Origin of the sequence: Yoonia sp. I 8.24, assembly GCF_022096995.1 — a bacterium.
Lineage (GTDB): Bacteria > Pseudomonadota > Alphaproteobacteria > Rhodobacterales > Rhodobacteraceae > Yoonia.
In genome coordinates this window covers 35,917-54,848 of the sequence record NZ_JACXGQ010000001.1, presented here as the reverse complement: position 1 = coordinate 54,848, position 18,932 = coordinate 35,917, and the positions used below count along the sequence as shown (strand labels likewise).

Sequence of the window (18,932 nt, the reverse complement as noted above, 5' to 3'; positions counted from 1 at the left end):
CACTCCAATTCGTGCCGGTTTTCCGGACGCTGGTGTTTTGGGTTTGCCCATTAACATCAGCACAATTGATAGTGTGCGTTCTCGTCCCGAAATTGGAACGCACATAGATCAAAGCGACACCGTGTCTTTTCCCGAGCACGGTGTCGCGTCATTTTTAGAACCGCATTTTCAATACAAAAAGGCCCCGTTGGAAATCCAACGAGGCCTCAATCATTGCACGATTGCAGCTTAGCCGTTCAGCTTTGCAACTTCGGCAGCAAAGTCTTCTTCGACTTTTTCGATGCCTTCGCCAACAGCGACGCGGGCGTAGCCTGTGATTTCAACACCAGCTTCTTTGGCTGCGGCAGCAACGGTCAGATCTGGGTTCACAACGAATTGCTGGTTCAGCAATGTGACTTCGGCCATGTATTTCTTCATGCGACCAACGATCATTTTTTCGATCACAGCTTCTGGCTTGCCAGATTCGCGTGCGATGTCCATTTGAACCTGCTTTTCTTTTTCGACAACAGCCGGGTCAAGATCAGCTTCGGACAAAGACGCAGGGTTTGCAGCAGCGATATGCATCGCAACTTGACGACCGAATGTTTCGTTGTCGCCGTTCAGCGCAACCAGAACACCAATGTTACCCATGCCAGGTGCCGCAGCATTGTGGACGTAGTTCACAACTTGCTGACCTTCGAGCGCAGACATCCGGCGCACAGACATGTTCTCGCCGATTACAGCAACCGCATCAGTCACAGTTTGCTCAACGGATTTGCCGTTCATGTCAGCCGCTTTCAGCGCGTCGACGTCGGAAACACCCAGTGCAACGTCAGCAATGCCAGCAACCATTTTTTGGAAGTCAGCGTTTTTACCAACGAAGTCGGTTTCAGAGTTCACTTCGACAGCGATCCCTTTGCCGTCTTTGACAGCGACAGCGACAAGACCTTCAGCCGCGGTGCGGCCAGATTTTTTTGCCGCTTTTGCAAGGCCCTTGGTGCGCAGCCAATCAACGGCAGCTTCCATGTCGCCAGCTGTTTCTGTCAGCGCTTTTTTCGCGTCCATCATGCCTGCGCCCGTGCTGTCGCGCAGTTCTTTCACCATTGCAGCGGTGATTGCCATGTTACTTCTCCTTAGCGGAATTCATAATATCTGGAGGTAGGGAATAACGCCCCTACCCCACTGTTTTGTGACGCTTACTCAGCTGCGGCTTCTTCAGCGACAACTTCTTCTGCGAACTCTTCCATGGCACCCATGTCAACGCCAGCTGCACCCAGCTGAGCAGACATACCGTCAAGCGCTGCGCGTGCAGCCAGATCGGTGTAAAGCGCGATGGCGCGTGCCGCATCGTCGTTCCCTGGGATGACGTAATCAACGCCGTCTGGTGAACAGTTGGTATCAACAACAGCCACAACTGGAATGCCCAGTTTCTTAGCTTCTGCGATCGCCAGGTCTTCTTTGTTGACGTCGATCACGAAGATCAGGTCAGGCACGCCGCCCATTTCGCGGATACCGCCCAATGATGCTTCGAGTTTGCCTTGCTCACGTTCCATGCCAAGACGTTCTTTCTTGGTCAGGCCAGCGAAACCGTTTGCAGAAGCTTCGTCAATCGCCTTAAGGCGGTTAATGGACTGGGAAACGGTTTTCCAGTTGGTCAGCGTGCCGCCCAACCAGCGGTGGTTCATGTAGAACTGCGCAGATTTCTCAGCAGCTTCCATGATTGGCTTTGCTGCTTGACGCTTTGTGCCAACGAAAAGAACGCGGCCGCCTTTGGCGACGGTGTCACGGATGACGTTCAGCGCTTGATCCAGCATTGGAACAGTCTGTGTCAGATCCATGATGTGGATGCCGTTACGTGAGCCGTAGATGTACTGACCCATTTTAGGGTTCCAGCGTGCGGTCTGGTGACCAAAGTGTACGCCTGCTTCAAGCAGTTGGCGCATGGAGAACTCAGGAAGAGCCATGTCGTTTTTCCTTTTCCGGTTTCAACCTCAGCGGGGGATTAGGCATATGCCCAACCGGTGGATCCTTTGGGATTTCTCCCCATTGGACCCGCCCCCGCCTGCGGGATTAAGTAGCTGCCCTTTAGCCGGGGTTTGCGCCCGGCGCAACCCTTTGGGCGTGGGTTTTGGCTAATACCTAAAGAAATGCGCGTTCAATGAACCAATAAGCGCCAATGACCGCAATTGCGACGGATGCCGGGACCGCAACAATCTGGCGGTAGGCTGCAACACGGTCGCGCATTTGGATCGATAGCGCGCAAAGCGCAAACACGAGCGCAAGAGGTCCTGCAAACAGCCACACAGGCCCTTCTGCCAACCCTTGCAGCACAGGCGGGTTCAGCACGATAAGCGCAACAGCGGCGGCAAAAAGCACGCCATAAAGCACAAACCCCTGCATTACTTCGTTTTCACCACGGTCCACACGGAGTGCCTGCCAGACGCAAGCAAACATCACGGCGATTACGGCAAGCTGGCCAACTTCGACGCCGACGTTAAAGCCGATAAGCGCGGGAATGAATGCGTGCTCGGGCAGGCCGAATTCGGCCAAAACGGACGCAAACCCAAGCCCGTGCAACAGCCCAAAGGCAAAAATCACATAGGGCCGCCATGGGCTTAGCCCCTTGGTGAAAATGTTTTCAACAGCGACATATGCAATCGATAAGGCGATGAGGGGCTCAACAACCGCGATAAATTCAATGTTGAACGTATTGAGAAAGAAATCATCAAGAAACGATGTGTGCCCAAGGGCGGCCAGCGCCAGCGTAATCGTGTGGGCTAAGGTAAAGAGTGATACTTGAACCAGCAGTGGCTTCATCCGCGCGGCAAGGAAAAACAGACCCAGCACAAACAGGATATGATCCAAGCCTTTGGGGACGATATGGTCAAAGCCGATGGGGATATAGCTGGCGAACACCTGCCAACCCGTCTGTGCAGACCCACCGTTAATCAAAAATGGCGGGGTGAGTTCGCCACCTGATACGGTGCCGGTAAACGGCGCATAAGCGATGTCGTTTTGGCGCACGATCAATGTGCCGTAAATTCCGGCCCAACCGACCTGAAATTCGGTCGCATCGACCGGATATTCACCAACGAGGCTTAGCCGCGTGATCCGCACGGCCTCGTCGTTTTCGGCAGGGTATACGATTGTCCCATTGTTTTGAAATGTGATCGGCTCACCGTCAGCCAATACTGTAAAGTTAGATGCGAAAGCGGGCCAATTGGCATCAAATCTATTCGCTATTTCTTGCGGGCTAAGCGCGCGCAGGGCATCGTACCCTGATGCGTTTTCAGCGTTGTCAGTATCGATAATACTGCTGAGATCAACGCTCGCGAGCATCGCTTCAGCGTTCACCTCAATTTCGATCAAGATGGTGCCATCATCTGCACGCAGGTCCAGAATACTTGGAAAGACCTCATGCGCGCGCAACGGCGCTGACATCACAATCAACGTGATGATGCTTGACATCAGGGCCCGAAAAGCAACCTTTGCGATGTTGGATAAGGAAACATTGATGCGCATTTTCTCACTTCTCTTGTTGGTGTCGGCACTGCCCGCGTCAGCTCATGAATTTTGGATCGAACCTACGGCCTACCAGATAACGCCAGACGTTAATCTGCAAGCAGATATTGTCAACGGGCAGGATTTTGGCGGCACTGCGCAAGTCTATTTACCGCAACGATTTGAACACTTTGTGGTGATTTCAAATGATCTTGCGCAAAATGTTCTGGGCCGTATGGGGGACCGTCCCGCGTTGAACCAGACACCCGTCGCCGAAGGGCTGAATATCGTGGCCTATCAGGCACGCAATGCAACTGTTGGCTATAGAACATGGGAAGATTTTCAGGGTTTTGTAGATCACAAAGATTTCGGCGATGTCCTGACCCAACACCAAGCCCGTGATTTGCCCGAAGTTGAGTTTACAGAAGTATATTCACGCTATTCAAAAACCTTGATCGGTGTGGGTGATGGTGTCGGTGCCGACCGCCGCACGGGGTTAGAGACGGAATTGGTGGCATTAACCAACCCCTATACCGATGACCTGTCAGAAGGGTTTTCGGTGCAATTGTATTACCAGCACGATGTCCGGGCCGATGTACAGGTTGAAGTGTTTGAAAAATCTAACGCAGATGAAGTGACCATCACCTATTACCGGACCAACGCCGAAGGTATCGCGACATTCCCGGTTCAGGCGGGCTATAGCTATATGGTGGATGCGGTTGTTTTACGCGAACCAAGTGTAGCGCTTGCGGATGAAACCGGCGCTGTATGGGAAACACTTTGGGCCAATCTTACTTTTGGGGTGCCGGAGTGAACGATAACCTGCGTCAAAAAATCATCGCCGTTTGCGACCAGAAAATCGCGCAAAAGGGCGACAAAGTCGGCCTGTCCTTCTATGCGTTCTTTGCTAATAAAAATGATGATCCTGCACTTTTAATGCAAGCCGCTACATGGTGGATCGAAACCCATCAGCTTGACCATTTTGAAAAGGCTGTAAAAGTTAAGGATATGATACTGGATGGCAAATAACCTCATGAAATTCAATCATATTGGTATTCCGACCAAGGGTGCATTCGACGGTGAAATTCCTCTGCCACATCTGGGAATGACGGTCAGCGACCATAAAAACAACCCTTTTGGCATTCAATGGCAGCGCTATCACGACGACGCACCCTATCCTGAGTTGGTCAAGAATGTCGCGCATGTTGCGTTTGAGGTCGATGATCTGGCCGCGGCATTAGAAGGGCAGAACGTCATCATTGCGCCGAACGCTCCTATTCCCGGTCTGATGGTCGCATTTATCGAGCTCAACGGCGCGCCTATCGAATTGATGGAAGTCGATAGATCCGTGTGTGAGGAAGACATTTAACCCTGATATCCCGACCCGGACAATCGAATAACTTGTTTTTAATGATTGCCCTCTTTGGGCCCCTAGGTCACAACGCAAAACATGACAAGTACATCGAATATCTTATGTATTGGATCCGTCCTTTGGGATGTGATCGGACGCACCGCCAGTTCAATGCGCGTGGGGTCTGATGTGCCGGGGCGGATCACCCGTCTGCCCGGCGGCGTGGCAATGAACATTGCAATGACATTGCGCCGTTTTGGCATGACCCCTGCCCTGCTCACCGCCATTGGCCGCGACGCAGAGGGCGAAGAACTGGTGGCAGAGGCCAAGCGCATGGGCATGGCTTGCGATTATATCTACCGCTCAGATGACCTGCCCACCGATGTCTATATGGCTATCGAGGGCGCAAACGGGTTGATTGCCGCCATCGCTGATGCCCACTCTTTAGAAGCCGCTGGCGATAAAATTTTACGCCCTTTGGCGAATGGGGCCTTGGGCACGGCTGAAACCCCTTATGCGGGGACCGTGGCGCTTGACGGGAACCTGACGGTTGAATTGTTGCAGGTGATTGCTGCATCCCCTTTGTTCCAATTGGCTGATTTGCGGGTGGCCCCTGCGTCACCCGGTAAGGCCGAACGCTTACTCGCGCTGCTTGGGCACCCTTCGGCGACGCTTTATGTGAACCTCGAAGAGGCCGGGTTGCTGTGCAATACGGTGTTTGACGACAGCGCCAGCGCTTGCGCAGCCCTGATGGATCGTGGCGCATATCGCGTTTTGGTCACCGATGGCGGCAAATCTGCGTCTGAGGGCACGCATGGCGATGTGATTACCCAAACCCCGCCTGCTGTGATGGTCACCCGTGTGACCGGCGCAGGCGATACATTTATGGCGGCGCATATCGCGTCCGAGGCCGAGGGCATGGACCGCCCTGCCGCCCTGACACGCGCGCTCAACGCCGCAGCCACTTACGTTTCCGGAGAAACACCCCTATGACAATACCTATTCATTATAGCGAAGAAGTGGCCCATGCCCGCGCCGATGGCCTGCCGATTGTTGCGTTAGAAAGCACGATTATCACCCATGGTATGCCCTTTCCGCAAAACGTGGCGACGGCGCGTCTTGTCGAAGATGATGTGCGCTCGGCAGGTGCCGTGCCAGCAACAATCGCGGTCATCGATGGGTTGCTGCACGTCGGGCTGGAACCCGCACAGCTTGACGCGTTGGGTCAGGCGAATGACGTCGCGAAGTTGTCGCGCGCTGATATGGCTGCCTGTATTGCGACGGGTGGCACAGGCGCAACCACAGTCGCGGCCACAATGATTGCTGCCAATCTGGCGGGTATTCAAGTCTTTGCGACGGGTGGCATCGGCGGCGCGCATCGGGGCGCTGAACTCAGCTTTGATATCTCTGCGGACCTACAAGAATTGGCGCAAACCCCGGTGACCGTTGTTGGCGCGGGTGCCAAGGCGATCCTTGACCTGCCAAAGACGTTTGAAGTGCTTGAAACCCTTGGGGTTCCTGTAATCGCTTACGGGCAAGACACGCTGCCCGCTTTTTGGTCTGCGCAATCTAATTTGGCCGCCCCGCTGCGCATGGACAGCGCTGTTGATATTGCGCGCGCGCAGATCACACGCAGCGCCATGGGGCTGAGCGGTGGACAGTTGATTGCAAACCCGATCCCCCAAGATGACCAAATTCCCGCAGAAGTTTTGGCCCCAATTATCGCCCAAGCACTGTCAGAGGCGGAAGCGCAAAATGTCAGTGCAAAACAGGTCACCCCATTCTTGCTAGGGCGCATTTTTGAGCTCACGGACGGGCAATCGCTTACGGCGAATATAGCGCTCGTACGGAACAACGCGCGGCTTGCTGCACAAATTGCAATCAATATGGCGAAATTAACCGTTCAGGATGTGACCTAAGCTTGTGGCGCGCCTGCGCAGTGCCTAGATGTTTACAAAGCCATTTGAGACAGCAATATGATTGACGCAACACCAGACGAACCCAAACGCCGTGGCAAATTGCGTATCTTTGCGCGGCTGCGCGGCAATTTCCTTGCGGGGTTAATTATCGTCGCGCCGATTGGGCTGACATTTTGGCTGATTTGGACCGTGGTTGGTTGGATTGATAGCTGGGTTTGGCCGTTTGTGCCCAACGCCTACCAACCCGAAGAATTGGTGAACCGCATTTTGGGGCTTGAAGGCGCTGACCAAATCACGGTCAACGTCCGTGGCATTGGTGTATTTATCTTTTTGTTCTTCACCATGATGGTAGGTTGGATCGGCAAGGGGTTGATTGGTCGATCATTCTTGCGCTTTGGCGAAGGATATGTTGACCGGATGCCTGTGGTGCGGTCAATCTATAACGCCGCAAAGCAGCTGGCGGAAACCGTTTTTTCGCAGCGCGATACCTCGTTTGATCGGGCGTGTTTGGTTGAATACCCGCGCAAGGGCATTTGGGCCATTGCGTTCATTTCTATCAACGCAAAGGGCGAGATTGACGCAAAGCTTTCGGATGGTGAACCCTTTGTCACCGTATTCTTGCCGACCACGCCAAACCCAACCTCCGGGTTCTTGCTGTTTTTGCCGCAACGCAATGTCAAAGTGCTTGATATGACCGTTGAAGACGCGGCCAAGCTCGTGATTTCTGCGGGTCTTGTTTATCCTACCCCCAAAGACGCCGAAACAGCGATTGCGGATGCGTCTTAGGTGATTGGCGCTGCACTGACGGGATTTGCGACCGCCTTTAGCCTGATCCTCGCGATTGGCGCGCAAAACGCGTTTGTTTTGCGCCAAGGATTGACGCGCAGCCACGTTTTTTACCTGTGTTTGCTCTGTGCCGGCTCTGATGCGATTTTGATCGTGGCAGGGGTTTTGGGATTTGGTGTGATCACCGAAATGTATCCGCAATTACCGCAGATTATGACATGGGGCGGTGCCGCGTTCTTGATCATTTACGGTGCGATGCGGCTTTGGGCGGCCTACAAGGGTGAATATGCGATGCAGATCGCGGGCCAATCGGCTGGGCTTTGGGCGACGTTGGCCACAGGGGCTGCGCTGACATGGCTCAACCCGCATGTCTATCTGGATACTTTGGGGCTGATCGGGGCGATTTCGGTGCAGTTCACGACCATGCCCTTAAAAACGGCCTTTACCATTGGTGCAGTCACATCATCGTTTACATTCTTTTTCGGGCTTGGTTACGGTGCGCGTTTACTGGCCCCTGTAATGCAATCGGCCAAAGCTTGGCAGGTATTGGATGTGTTAATCGCCCTGGTGATGTGGGCGCTTGCGTTCAAGTTGCTTAGCTAAACATATCCGCCAGATCGACCGTGCTTTGCTGGTTAAGGTCATCTTTATGTGCCGCTAAAAATGCACCAGCGGCCTCTTCGCCAGCTGCACGTAACCGTGCGAGAACAACGGGCGTCGCGATGGTTTTGGTGGCGACATTTAGGTCATTCATTAACGCATCGTCAGCGATCATATGTACAAGTACATCTTTCATCGACCCCGCGGGCACTGCCCCATCGGTGATCAAACGTTTAACAAAATCAATGCTGCGTAATTCGCGCAAGAGTGAGCTGTTAAAGCTGATCTCATTAATCCGGTTCTGGATCGATTGCACATCAGTGGGCAGCGCATCGCGATAAAGCGGGTTGATATTTACGATCAAAATATCATCTGGCAGATGCTTTTCAAACAATGGAAATAGCGCCGGGTTGCCCGTATATCCGCCGTCCCAAAAAGCTTCGGTTTCGCCAGTTTTCGGGTCGATAAATTCCACCGCTTTAAACAGGCTGGGCAGGCAGGCCGAGGCCAAGATCACATCGGAGGAAATCTCGTCACCTGCAAAGACGCGGATCTTGCCGGAACGCACATTTGTCGCGCAGATATGAAGCTCAGGTCCCGCGTCGCCACAGACTTTATCATAGTGAAATTGGTCAACGATGCTCGCGAGAGGATTTTTCCCTGCCATCCCAAAGTCATAAGGCGACATAAGCCGCGATGTGAAATCAACTGCTGTATAAAGCGGCGAATAATGCAGCGATTTTGCCCAATGTTGGGCAGTGGGCCCAAGTGTCGACATCCACGCAGAAAAATAGGGATCGGTGACGGCCCCGACCTGCCCCCAAAGCCAATCAAGGTTATCAATCGCGCCTTGGCGTCCGCCCGCTACCCAGCCGGACTTGAGCGCCGCCGCATTAAGCGCCCCGGCAGATGTTCCTGATATCGCGGCAATTTCGATATCTTCTTCAGCCAAGAGCCGTGACAGTACGCCCCAGGTGAACGCCCCATGTGCGCCGCCGCCTTGCAGGGCAAGGTTTATCCGTTTCACAATGCGGTCCAACCGCCATCGACGCTAATGGTTGTGCCTGTAACCTGCGCGGCCACGTCTGAACACAGATACAGCGCTGTGCCGCCTAATTGTTCTGTCGTGGCGAACTCTTTGGACGGTTGCCGCTTTAACATGACATTTTTAATCACCTCTTCGCGGGTCATGTCGTATTCTTTCATCGTGTCGGGGATTTGCGATTCGACCAACGGGGTCAGCACATAGCCCGGACAGATGGCATTACAGGTGATTGGCTCTTGCGCCGTCTCTAGCCCGATGGTTTTGGTGAGCCCGACAACCCCGTGTTTGGCCGCGACATAGGCGGATTTATAGGGTGACGCTGTCAGACCATGCGCCGAGGCAATGTTGATGATCCGGCCCCAGCCCTTGGCGCGCATGCCTGTGATTGCGGCAGCGGTGGTGTGAAAAGCCGAACTCAGGTTAATGGCGATGATCGCATCCCATTTTCCGCCGGGGAATTCTTCGACCGGGGCGACATGTTGGATGCCGGCGTTGTTTACCAAAATATCACAGGCGCCTGCGTCCGCGATCAGGCGGCGACAGTCATCGCCTTTGGACATGTCAGCCTGAATATAGCGGGCCGACACGCCGGTTTGCGCGGCGATTTCGGCGGCCAACGCGTGATCCTCAGCGTTGTCAGTGTAGGAATTGAGCACCACATTCACGCCAGCTTTGGCCAATTCGCGCGCGACACCCAGCCCGATGCCTGAATTTGAGCCGGTAATAACGGCGGTTTTTCCGGTTAGTGACATGATATTTGCTCCGTCATGATGCTTTGCGACTCACTTTATATGCTGCAACTGCAAAGGTCACTGTGCATTGGGATCGCCAATAAAAAAACGCCCGCACAAGGCGGGCGTGAAGTTATTGAGGCAGGTTTCATACAGGCAAGAAACCTATCGAGCAGTGACCCCTTTATAAGCAATCCGCCGCATGGGTCCAAGCTAAAAGTTTGAAAACACACAAAAGCCGCATTACGGTCTTTGAGAGCAATCGATTCAAAACAACGGGGCATCACAATTATGGCATCACATCGGACACACAGTTGGCGCGCATTTTGCGCAAGTATCGCGCTTGTCGCAGCGGGCACAGTTGCAACCGCCGAACCCCAGCATGGCATAGCTATGTATGGTGATCCGGCCTTACCACATGATTTTGTGTCCCTGCCCTATGCCAACCCAGACGCGCCCACAGGTGGCCGGATGGTCACCGCCGAGGTCGGCGGCTTTGACAGTTTGAACCCGTACATCACCAAAGGAAGCGTGCCTTGGCAGTTGCGCTATTTGGTCGGCGAAAGCCTGATGGGACGTAGTTTGGATGAACCTTTCACACTTTACGGTGTCTTGGCCGAATCGATTGAGGCTGGACCGAATCGCGAATGGGTTGAGTTTACGCTCAACCCGGCGGCAGAATTTAGTGATGGCAGCCCAGTCACGGTCGAAGATGTCATCTGGTCATTCGAAACATTAGGCACCGAAGGGCACGCGCGCTACCGCGGATTTTGGGACAAGGTAGAGAGCCTTACAGAGGTACGCCCGGGTACGGTTCGGTTCAACTTTAACACCGCAGATCGCGAACTGGCCCTTTTGGCAGGCCTACGCCCTATCCTGAAGAAATCGCAATGGGATGGCGTTGATTTTTCACAAAGCAGCTTGGACATCGTGCCAATCACCTCGTCTCCGATGGTGATCGCTGATTATGAGCCCGGGCGGTTTATTTCCTTAGAACGCAACCCTGATTACTGGGGCGCGGATATCCCGTTTCGCCGGGGTACATTCAACCTCGATGAAATCCGGTTAGAGTTCTTTGGCGATGAAACCCCCGCCTTTGAGGCATTCACCGCCGGAGAGGTGAATTTCACCCGCGAATTCAGCATCGCACGGTGGGATAGCCGTTACAATTTCCCCGCCGTCCAAGCGGGCGACGTTGTGAAATCTGTCTTGGCGCATGGCCGCCCAACGGGGATGACCGGGTTTGTAATGAACACGCGTAACCCGCTTTTTGACGATTGGCGTGTGCGCGATGCGATGTTGCATGCTTTCAATTTTCAGATCATCAACGATGCGGCCACGGGCATGGCGCAGCCGCGCATTGAATCCTATTGGGGGAATTCACCACTGGGCATGCAAGCCGGTCCGGCATCCGGGCGCGTCGCAGAACTGCTCGCTCCTTTTGCTAATGATCTGCTGCCGGGGACATTAGAAGGTTATGCGTTGCCCGCAGGTGACGACAGCCAGCGCAACCGCGCGGATATGGGCGTTGCACTGGCGCAATTCGAGGCCGCGGGATGGACCATCCAAGACGGCGTTATGACGAATGAAGCCGGACAACCGTTCGCATTTGAACTTTTGCTCAAACAAGGCAGTTCCGAACATGTGACCATGGCCGATATATACGCGCAGACGCTCGAATCTATGGGTATTTCCATGACAATCGCGCAGGCCGACGGGCCACAGTATAAAGAACGTACAGATGCTTACGATTTTGATATGACCTACTATCGTCGCGGCGTTACGCTGTCGCCAGGCAACGAGTTGTATCTCTATTTCGGTCAGGAAAACGTAGATACGCCCGGTGGACGTAATCTGATGGGGGTGGAATCGCCCGCAATGGATGCGATGGTCGATCAAATGCTGAATTCACCAAGCCAAGATGATTTTGTCGCCTCTGTACGCGCAATGGATCGGTTGTTGACGGCGGGCCGCTATGTGATCCCGTTCTACCAATGGAACGTGTCGCGCATCGCACATGACAAAAACCTGCATCACCCAGAGACGATGCCGGTCATGGGGGATTGGCCCGGTTGGCAGCCAGACGTCTGGTGGTACGCAGAAAATTAAATCACGCTAAGTCAGCGACGTGACCCATAAAATGGTCGCGTCGTCTTGGCTGATGGACACAACGTTATGGCCCATAGATGCGTCATAATAGGCGTTGTCGCCGCGCGAGAGATCGATGGGTTCATAAAACTCGGTAAACAGGCGTACCTGACCGGTCAAAACATACAGAAACTCTTCGCCGTCATGGCGCACCCAGCCTTCAAAATCATCCATCGACCGGGCACGCACGCGGGCACGGTACGGCAGCATTTTCTTTGTGGTCAGTGTTTCCGCCAGCAAAGCATGTTCATACGTCGTGGTGATTTTGGTGCCCTCTTCACCATTGCGGGTGACGGCCATACGCCCGTTCACCTGCCCTTTGGACGGCGGGGTAAATAGTTGTGGAACTGATATTTCCAACCCTACGGCCAGCTTCTTGAGCGCATCGTAGGTCGGAGACATCTGACCGTTCTCGATCTTTGACAGGGTGGACCGGGCCAACCCAGCCTGCTGCGCGGCCTGTTCTAAGGTCCAGCTGCGCGCCTTGCGCAATTCGCGCACGCGGGCGCCTAAATCAAGTGGCTGTGCAATCGTACTATCGCCATTTTCATGGGCAACACGGATCAGTTTTGTTGGGTCATTTTCGCTCATACCGCTTCTTTTATGCAGGCGATCAGAGGCTTGCAACTCTGACACGCACCAAATTTAGGATATGTTGTGCTGTGCTGCACAGCAATTGCACTGGTTCTTTGGCGCTAACATGGTATCAGTGCGTCAGCGCGCGGCACCCGCTTGCATGAAATTTGTAAGGTTATCCGCGTAAACCCATAAGATTCGACACGGCAGGAGGCCCAGATGGTCAAGCTCGACATTATTTCCGATCCGATCTGCCCCTGGTGCTACATCGGCAAAACCAATCTTGATAAGGCTTTGTTAGACTTCCCGGATCATCCGTTTGTCATGGAATGGCATCCGTTTCAATTGAACCCGGATATGCCCGCGGGTGGCATGGATCGCCGCGAATATCTGGAAACCAAATTTGGCGGCAAGGAAGCCGCCGTGCGTGCCTATGCCCCCGTGGTGGAACACGCCGAAAAAACCGGCGCGCATATTAATTTTGATGGGATAAAGATTACCCCCAATACGATTGATGCGCATCGGTTGATTCACTGGGCCGGGATTGAGCAGCGTCAGACCTTTGTGGTTGATCTGTTGTTCAAAGCCTATTTCATCGAAGGCCGCGATATTAGCAATCACGAAGTTCTCGCAGATATTGCCGATACCGCCGAAATGGATGCGGCGACAGTGACCAAGCTGCTGGCCTCGGATGCCGATACCGCCGATATTCGTGCACGCGACAAACATAGCCGCGAAATGGGGGTCAACTCTGTCCCCACATTTATCGTAGCACAGCAGCATGCCGTGCCCGGGGCGCAACCCCCTGAAGTCTGGAAAGACGTGATCACAGAGATCATGAGTAAGCTCGAAGAAGACGCATGACTGCTCCGCAGCCTGCATGGCACACCAATGACCATCACCGCATTTCAGCGGCCCCATAAGCAACGCGGTTAATCACCGCGACCTGTTGCCTGTCGTGGCGACGCTATTTTGCTTTTTGATGGATCTGAAAAATGAAACGACTACCCCAAACTGAATTTATTGCGCTTATGGCAATGCTTGCCGCGACCGTGGCATTTTCGATCGACGCGATGTTACCCGCCCTGCCCCAAATTGGACAGGAACTGACACCGCTGCATCTGAACCGCGCGCAGCTTATTATCACCAGCTTTGTGTTCGGTATGGGGATTGGCACCCTGTTCACCGGGCCATTGTCAGACGCATTTGGCCGCAAACCCGTGATGGTTGGTGGTGCGCTGATTTATATCACTGCCTGTGTGGTTGCATGGCAATCGCAAAGCATAGAGATTATGCTGCTCGCCCGCGTGATCCAAGGCCTTGGCGCTGCCGGTCCGCGTGTTGTGGCAATGGCACTGGTGCGCGATCTTTACAGTGGGCGGGAAATGGCGCGGATTATGTCATTTGTCATGCTGGTGTTTTCGATCATACCCGCACTCGCACCAACAATCGGACATTACGTCATTATCGGCTTCGGTTGGCGCGGCATATTCGGGGCATTTGTCGTCTTTGCAGCCGCCGTATTGCTTTGGCTTCTTCTGAGGCAGCCAGAAACACTGACCCCAGAAAAACGTCGTCCACTTAGTATGAAGTCAATCGGATCGGCTGTGCACGAAATGTTCGTTCATCGTACGGCGCGGCTGTCGATCTTGGTCCAGACGCTGACCTTTGGCATGTTGTTCACGTTAATCTCTTCAACGCAGCAGGTGTTTGACCAGACATTTGGTCAGGCAGAGCATTTCCATCTCTGGTTCGGCGGTATCGCGATTTGCGCCTCGAGCGCCAGTGTGGTTAATGCGCGCCTCGTGGTGCGCCTCGGGATGCGCGCTATTATCAAGACGATGTATACCGCGCAGATTTTTCTGACCATTATGCTGATTTTAGTCACCCTATTTGATGGCCCATATTGGCTGAGCTTTGGGGCCTATGTCATTTGGGTGCTTGGGAATTTCTTTCAGGCCGGGTTGACAATCGGCAACCTGAACGCGCTCGCGATGGAGGAAATGGGGCACATTGCCGGGCTTGCAGCATCGGTGATCGCAGCTGTGGCAACGGTTGGTGCGGTGATGATCGCGGCCCCGGTCGCGCTGATGTTTGACGGCACGCCGATGCCGATGGCTTATGGCGCGCTGGTTTGTGCGAGCCTCGCACTTTGGCTGACAACCATGATCAAACGCCCTGGCGAAGAGTAAGCCCCCTATATCATCTTGCCAAAAATACTCAAAAAATCAGGCCGGGTTTACCCGGCCTTTTTCTTTTTCTCATCGGCCAGTTTTTGTGCCAAGGCGCGGGCAATATTAAACGCGCCTTGAATTTTATCGCGCTCTTTGGACCAATCCTGCAACACAACAATCTTGTTTTCTTTGACCTTCGCCTGCCCGTTTTGGGCATGCACAAATTCGACCAACCCCTGCGGAGAGGCGAATTTATCGTTGTGGAATTGAATCGTGGCCCCTTTCGGCCCTGCATCCAATTTCGCGATCCCAGCGCGTTTGCACATCGCCTTAATCCGCACCACCAACATCAACGTATTGACCTCACGCGGCAATTTGCCAAAACGGTCGATCATTTCAGCGGCAAAACCTTCAAGCTCGACCTTCGTTGCCAGCTCGGACAGACGGCGGTAAAGGCCCAAACGCACATCCAAATCGGGCACATAGTCTTCGGGGATCAATACCGGCACGCCAAGGTTAATCTGCGGTGCCCATTGTCCGTCGTCGATGATGCCCTCTGCGTCACCCGATTTGATCGCAGCGATCTGATCTTCAAGCATCTGTTGATACAACTCATACCCAACTTCGCGCATTTGGCCTGATTGTTCTTCGCCCAACAGGTTCCCTGCGCCGCGAATGTCCAGATCTTGACTGGCCAGGGTAAAGCCCGCGCCAAGGCTATCAATTGACCCCAAAACGCGCAGACGTTTTTGTGCCGTATCGGTCAGTTTTTGACGCGGTTTAGTCGTCAGGTAAGCATAAGCGCGGGTTTTTGAACGGCCAACGCGTCCTCGAATTTGATAGAGCTGCGACAGGCCAAACATATCAGACCGCCAGACGATCATCGTGTTGGCCGTCGGGATATCAAGGCCGGATTCAACAATCGTCGTCGCCAAAAGCACGTCATATTTGCCGTCGTAAAACGCGTTCATCCGGTCATCTAGCTCACCTGCGGCCATCTGACCGGTGGCGGTGATATAGCTGATCTCGGGCATTTGTGTTTTCAGAAACTCTTCCATCTCGGGCATATCGGCAATGCGTGGCACCACGATAAACGATTGCCCACCCCGGTAATGTTCACGCAGCAAGGCTTCGCGGATTGTCACGCTGTCGAATTCGCTAACATAGGTGCGGATCGCCAAACGGTCGATCGGCGGCGTGCCAATGATAGACAGGTCGCGCACACCCGACAATGACAGCTGTAAGGTGCGTGGGATCGGCGTCGCAGTCAGCGTCAACACATGCACATCTGTCCGCAACTGTTTCAGGCGTTCTTTATGCTGCACACCAAATTTTTGTTCTTCATCAATGACAAGCATACCAAGGTTCTTAAACCGCACACCTTTGGCTAATAGCGCATGGGTCCCAACGACGATATCCACCGTGCCTTTGGTGATCCCATCACGGGTCAATGCGGCATCCTTGGCCGAAACAAAACGCGACAGCGGCCGCACATTGACAGGAAAGCCACGAAAACGCTCTGCAAAGCTTTTGTAATGCTGGCGCGCAAGCAATGTGGTGGGGGCAATGATGGCGACCTGAATACCCGCAAGCGCCGCGACAAAGGCCGCGCGAATGGCAACTTCGGTCTTGCCGAAACCGACGTCACCGCAAATCAGGCGGTCCATCGGTTTCCCCGCGGCCAAATCTTCGAGCACATCAGCAATGGCGGCCAATTGATCATCGGTTTCCACGTAAGGGAACCGCGCCAAAAACTGATCCCAAAGCCCCTCTGGCGGGTCCATCGCGGGCGCAGTGCGCAATTCACGTTCGGCCGCCACGCGGATCAGCCGCTCGGCAATCTGGCGAATACGCTCTTTCAGCTTGGCCTTTTTCGCCTGCCATGCGCCGCCACCCAGCTTATCCAGCAGCCCGGTGTCATGCCCGTATTTTGACAGCAGTTCGATGTTTTCGACGGGGAGATATAGCTTTGAGTCTTCTGCATATTCGATCAGCAGGCATTCATGGGCCGCACCCAATGCGCTGACCACTTCCATGCCTTTGAAACGCCCCACGCCGTGATCGACATGCACCACGAGATCACCGTGGGTGAGGCTATTGGCCTCTGACAAGAAATTCTCGGCGCGGCGTTTGCGTTTGGTTTGGCGGATCAGGCGATCGCCGAGAACATCTTGCTCAGAAATCACTGTCAGGCCGGGTGCTTCGAACCCGTGATCAAGCGGCCAAACGGCTAGATGAACGCCCGACTTGCCAACGCGGCTGAAATCTTTGACCAATACAGTTTCTGGAATGCCTTCGTCTGCGATCAGCCCTTCCAGCCGTTCACGCGCCCCTTCAGAATAAGAGGCAATGATAACGGGCCCTTCTTGCGTGCGCACCTTCACATGGCTGGCGAGGGCGCTGAAAAGATTAACATCTTCTTGCTGCCGTTCCGGCGCGAAGTTGCGGCCGATGCGGGCGCCTGCATCAATGACGCCCATGCCAGTGGCCTGTTTTAACGCCGAAAACTGCAATACGCGGTGATCCGCTATTGCTGCATCCCACGCGGCATCATCAAGATAAAGTAATGCGGGTGGCGCTGGTTTATAGACGCTGTCCATACGGCCCTTTTGGGTCAGCGCATGCATCCGCGTGCCATATTGGTCGGCGACGCTCTCCCACCGGGCTAAGCGCATCGGGCCCATCTGGTCATCCAGCGTAACGGTCGCCCGTGGTAAATAGTCGAATAAGGTTTCTAGGTCTTTTTGGAAAAAGCCAAGCCAATGCTCGATACCTGCGTGTTTGCGCCCTGCGCTCACCGCCTCGTAGAGCGGATCATCCGTGCCAGCTGCGCCAAATTCGATCCTATAATTTTGACGAAACCGGGTGATCGCCGCCTCGTCCAAGATCACCTCGGACACAGGTGCCAATTCGATCTCGGTCAGTTTTTCGGTTGTGCGTTGGGTCGCCGGATCAAAGCGGCGCGCCCCGTCCAAAACATCACCAAAAAGATCAAGCCGCACAGGCCCCGCATGCCCCGGTGCGTAGATGTCGATAATCCCACCGCGCACCGCGTAATCGCCGGGTTCCATTACTGTCGGGCTTTGGGTAAATCCCATGCGCACTAAGAAGTTGCGCAAAGCAGCTTCGTCCATACGTTGCCCAACGGTGGCCTGAAATGCTGCCTCGCGCAGGATACTGCGCGCGGGCACACGTTGCGTTGCGGCGGCAAGCGAGGTGAGTAAGATGAATTTTTCAGGCATCCCATGGGTCAGCGCCGCAAGCGTGGCCATTCGCGCCGCAGAAACATTGGGGTTTGGCGACGCCCGGTCGTAAGGCAAACAGTCCCAGGCGGGGAAGGTGAATACCGGGATATCTGGCGCAAAAAACGCGAGCGCGGCTTGCATTGCAGCAAGTCGTTTGTCGTCACGCGCGATATGCACAACGGGCGCACCCTTGGACAATTCGGCCAAAATCAGCTGCGCGTCATGCCCTTCGGGCGCGCCGGATACGGTGATATGCGTGTTGTTTACCATGGCCGATGACCTACCCTGCCCGCACGGCGTGTCAACCGCCTAGTACCCGAATGGCTGCGTCAGGTTAAAGAACATGCCATAGATGACAGAGATAAAAATTGCGACCATCGCCACCACCTGTATCCAGAGCCGGACAAGTATCAAATATTTGACAAGCGCGCCGCCTTCGCGCGGTGCGTCGTTCAAATGTGCCGCTGCACAAATATTTACCAACATGGCAATTGTGATGGGAACGAGAATGAAAAACAAACCCTTGGCGACTTCAAACTCATAGAAAAACGCAGACACCGTGACTGACGTTAGGATAAATGTGGCGAAACCGACGGATGCGATCCGATCCCACTGTGTGAACATCTGCAAACGTCGGACGTTCACCGCAACCAGCATTTCGAGATCTTGCGCCGCTTGTCCGCCATGCCGCCGGGCCCGGTGGATCATATCAAGCGGTACGCCCACAACCCAATAGCAGGCGATCATCCATGAGGTACAAACAGCCAGCCAATACCAAAGGTTCGAAAACGTCCGAAAGCTGAGTATCCGCGAAAAAACATCGTTTAGATCCAAAGCACTGCCCCAATTCTCTTTGCGCTCGCTTGCCAACTTAACG

General features: G+C 54.1%; 18 protein-coding genes. 10 read left to right on the top strand and 8 right to left on the bottom strand.

Annotation, left to right across the window (positions count from 1 at the left end; all coding sequences use genetic code 11):
• Nucleotides 1-228: 228 nt before the first annotated feature.
• From tsf to Yoon_RS00295, 3 genes are all read right to left on the bottom strand, one after another.
• A complete protein-coding gene (gene tsf / locus Yoon_RS00305; RefSeq protein WP_238109161.1) occupies nucleotides 229-1,101 on the bottom strand; it encodes a translation elongation factor Ts in 873 nt (290 codons plus the stop codon).
• 74 nt (nucleotides 1,102-1,175) lie between these two features.
• The gene (rpsB, locus tag Yoon_RS00300) at nucleotides 1,176-1,943 is read right to left on the bottom strand and encodes a 30S ribosomal protein S2 (protein WP_238109159.1); all 768 of its coding nucleotides are present in this window, start codon (nucleotides 1,941-1,943) and stop codon (nucleotides 1,176-1,178) included.
• A 175-nt stretch (nucleotides 1,944-2,118) separates the two neighbouring features.
• On the bottom strand, nucleotides 2,119-3,447 hold the full coding sequence (locus Yoon_RS00295; protein ID WP_238109158.1) for a HupE/UreJ family protein: 1,329 nt from the start codon (nucleotides 3,445-3,447) through the stop codon (nucleotides 2,119-2,121).
• 46 nt (nucleotides 3,448-3,493) lie between these two features.
• Here Yoon_RS00295 and Yoon_RS00290 point away from each other — a divergent pair, with 46 nt between their 5' ends.
• The 7 genes from Yoon_RS00290 (at nucleotide 3,494) to Yoon_RS00260 (ending at nucleotide 8,139) form a co-directional block, all read left to right on the top strand.
• The gene (locus Yoon_RS00290) at nucleotides 3,494-4,294 is read left to right on the top strand and encodes a DUF4198 domain-containing protein (protein WP_238109157.1); all 801 of its coding nucleotides are present in this window, start codon (nucleotides 3,494-3,496) and stop codon (nucleotides 4,292-4,294) included.
• Nucleotides 4,291-4,509 carry a DUF6500 family protein gene (locus Yoon_RS00285; RefSeq protein ID WP_238109149.1) on the top strand — a complete coding sequence of 73 codons (219 nt, stop codon included), beginning with the start codon at nucleotides 4,291-4,293 and terminating at the stop codon, nucleotides 4,507-4,509. The genes Yoon_RS00290 and Yoon_RS00285 overlap by 4 nt, the downstream gene beginning before the upstream one ends.
• A complete protein-coding gene (locus Yoon_RS00280) occupies nucleotides 4,499-4,849 on the top strand; it encodes a VOC family protein (protein WP_238109147.1) in 351 nt (116 codons plus the stop codon). The genes Yoon_RS00285 and Yoon_RS00280 overlap by 11 nt, the downstream gene beginning before the upstream one ends.
• 81 nt (nucleotides 4,850-4,930) lie before the next feature.
• The gene (locus Yoon_RS00275) at nucleotides 4,931-5,824 is read left to right on the top strand and encodes a PfkB family carbohydrate kinase (protein WP_238109145.1); all 894 of its coding nucleotides are present in this window, start codon (nucleotides 4,931-4,933) and stop codon (nucleotides 5,822-5,824) included.
• Entirely contained in the window at nucleotides 5,821-6,750 is a 930-nt protein-coding gene (locus Yoon_RS00270) for a pseudouridine-5'-phosphate glycosidase (RefSeq protein WP_238109143.1), read from the top strand. The genes Yoon_RS00275 and Yoon_RS00270 overlap by 4 nt, the downstream gene beginning before the upstream one ends.
• A gap of 57 nt (nucleotides 6,751-6,807) precedes the next feature.
• Nucleotides 6,808-7,536, top strand: a complete 729-nt coding sequence (locus Yoon_RS00265) for a DUF502 domain-containing protein (RefSeq protein ID WP_238109141.1) — start codon at nucleotides 6,808-6,810, stop codon at nucleotides 7,534-7,536.
• The gene (locus Yoon_RS00260; protein WP_238109140.1) at nucleotides 7,537-8,139 is read left to right on the top strand and encodes a LysE/ArgO family amino acid transporter; all 603 of its coding nucleotides are present in this window, start codon (nucleotides 7,537-7,539) and stop codon (nucleotides 8,137-8,139) included.
• Here the strand turns inward: Yoon_RS00260 and Yoon_RS00255 are convergent.
• Both Yoon_RS00255 and Yoon_RS00250 read right to left on the bottom strand, forming a co-directional pair.
• The gene (locus Yoon_RS00255) at nucleotides 8,132-9,163 is read right to left on the bottom strand and encodes a patatin-like phospholipase family protein (RefSeq protein WP_238109138.1); all 1,032 of its coding nucleotides are present in this window, start codon (nucleotides 9,161-9,163) and stop codon (nucleotides 8,132-8,134) included. The two genes, Yoon_RS00260 and Yoon_RS00255, sit on opposite strands and share 8 nt — an antisense overlap.
• The gene (locus Yoon_RS00250; RefSeq protein WP_238109136.1) at nucleotides 9,160-9,933 is read right to left on the bottom strand and encodes a 3-hydroxybutyrate dehydrogenase; all 774 of its coding nucleotides are present in this window, start codon (nucleotides 9,931-9,933) and stop codon (nucleotides 9,160-9,162) included. The genes Yoon_RS00255 and Yoon_RS00250 overlap by 4 nt, the downstream gene beginning before the upstream one ends.
• Before the next feature lie 270 nt (nucleotides 9,934-10,203).
• Between Yoon_RS00250 and Yoon_RS00245 the strand changes: the two genes are divergently transcribed.
• Nucleotides 10,204-12,021: an extracellular solute-binding protein gene (locus Yoon_RS00245; RefSeq protein ID WP_238109135.1), complete on the top strand. Its 1,818-nt coding sequence runs from the start codon at nucleotides 10,204-10,206 to the stop codon at nucleotides 12,019-12,021.
• Between the two features lie 6 nt (nucleotides 12,022-12,027).
• On the opposite strand, the gene Yoon_RS00240 is transcribed toward Yoon_RS00245, so the two are convergent.
• The gene (locus Yoon_RS00240) at nucleotides 12,028-12,651 is read right to left on the bottom strand and encodes a helix-turn-helix domain-containing protein (RefSeq protein WP_238109134.1); all 624 of its coding nucleotides are present in this window, start codon (nucleotides 12,649-12,651) and stop codon (nucleotides 12,028-12,030) included.
• Nucleotides 12,652-12,855: 204 nt separating this feature from the next.
• On the opposite strand from Yoon_RS00240, the gene Yoon_RS00235 reads away from it, so the two are divergent.
• Nucleotides 12,856-13,500, top strand: a complete 645-nt coding sequence (locus tag Yoon_RS00235) for a DsbA family protein (protein WP_238109133.1) — start codon at nucleotides 12,856-12,858, stop codon at nucleotides 13,498-13,500.
• 131 nt (nucleotides 13,501-13,631) lie between these two features.
• The gene (locus tag Yoon_RS00230) at nucleotides 13,632-14,828 is read left to right on the top strand and encodes a multidrug effflux MFS transporter (RefSeq protein ID WP_238109132.1); all 1,197 of its coding nucleotides are present in this window, start codon (nucleotides 13,632-13,634) and stop codon (nucleotides 14,826-14,828) included.
• A gap of 47 nt (nucleotides 14,829-14,875) precedes the next feature.
• Here the strand turns inward: Yoon_RS00230 and mfd are convergent, their stop codons facing one another.
• Both mfd and Yoon_RS00220 read right to left on the bottom strand, forming a co-directional pair.
• A complete protein-coding gene (gene mfd / locus Yoon_RS00225; RefSeq protein WP_238109131.1) occupies nucleotides 14,876-18,325 on the bottom strand; it encodes a transcription-repair coupling factor in 3,450 nt (1,149 codons plus the stop codon).
• Between the two features lie 39 nt (nucleotides 18,326-18,364).
• Nucleotides 18,365-18,889, bottom strand: a complete 525-nt coding sequence (locus tag Yoon_RS00220; RefSeq protein WP_238109129.1) for a hypothetical protein — start codon at nucleotides 18,887-18,889, stop codon at nucleotides 18,365-18,367.
• Between the last annotated feature and the right edge of the window lie 43 nt (nucleotides 18,890-18,932).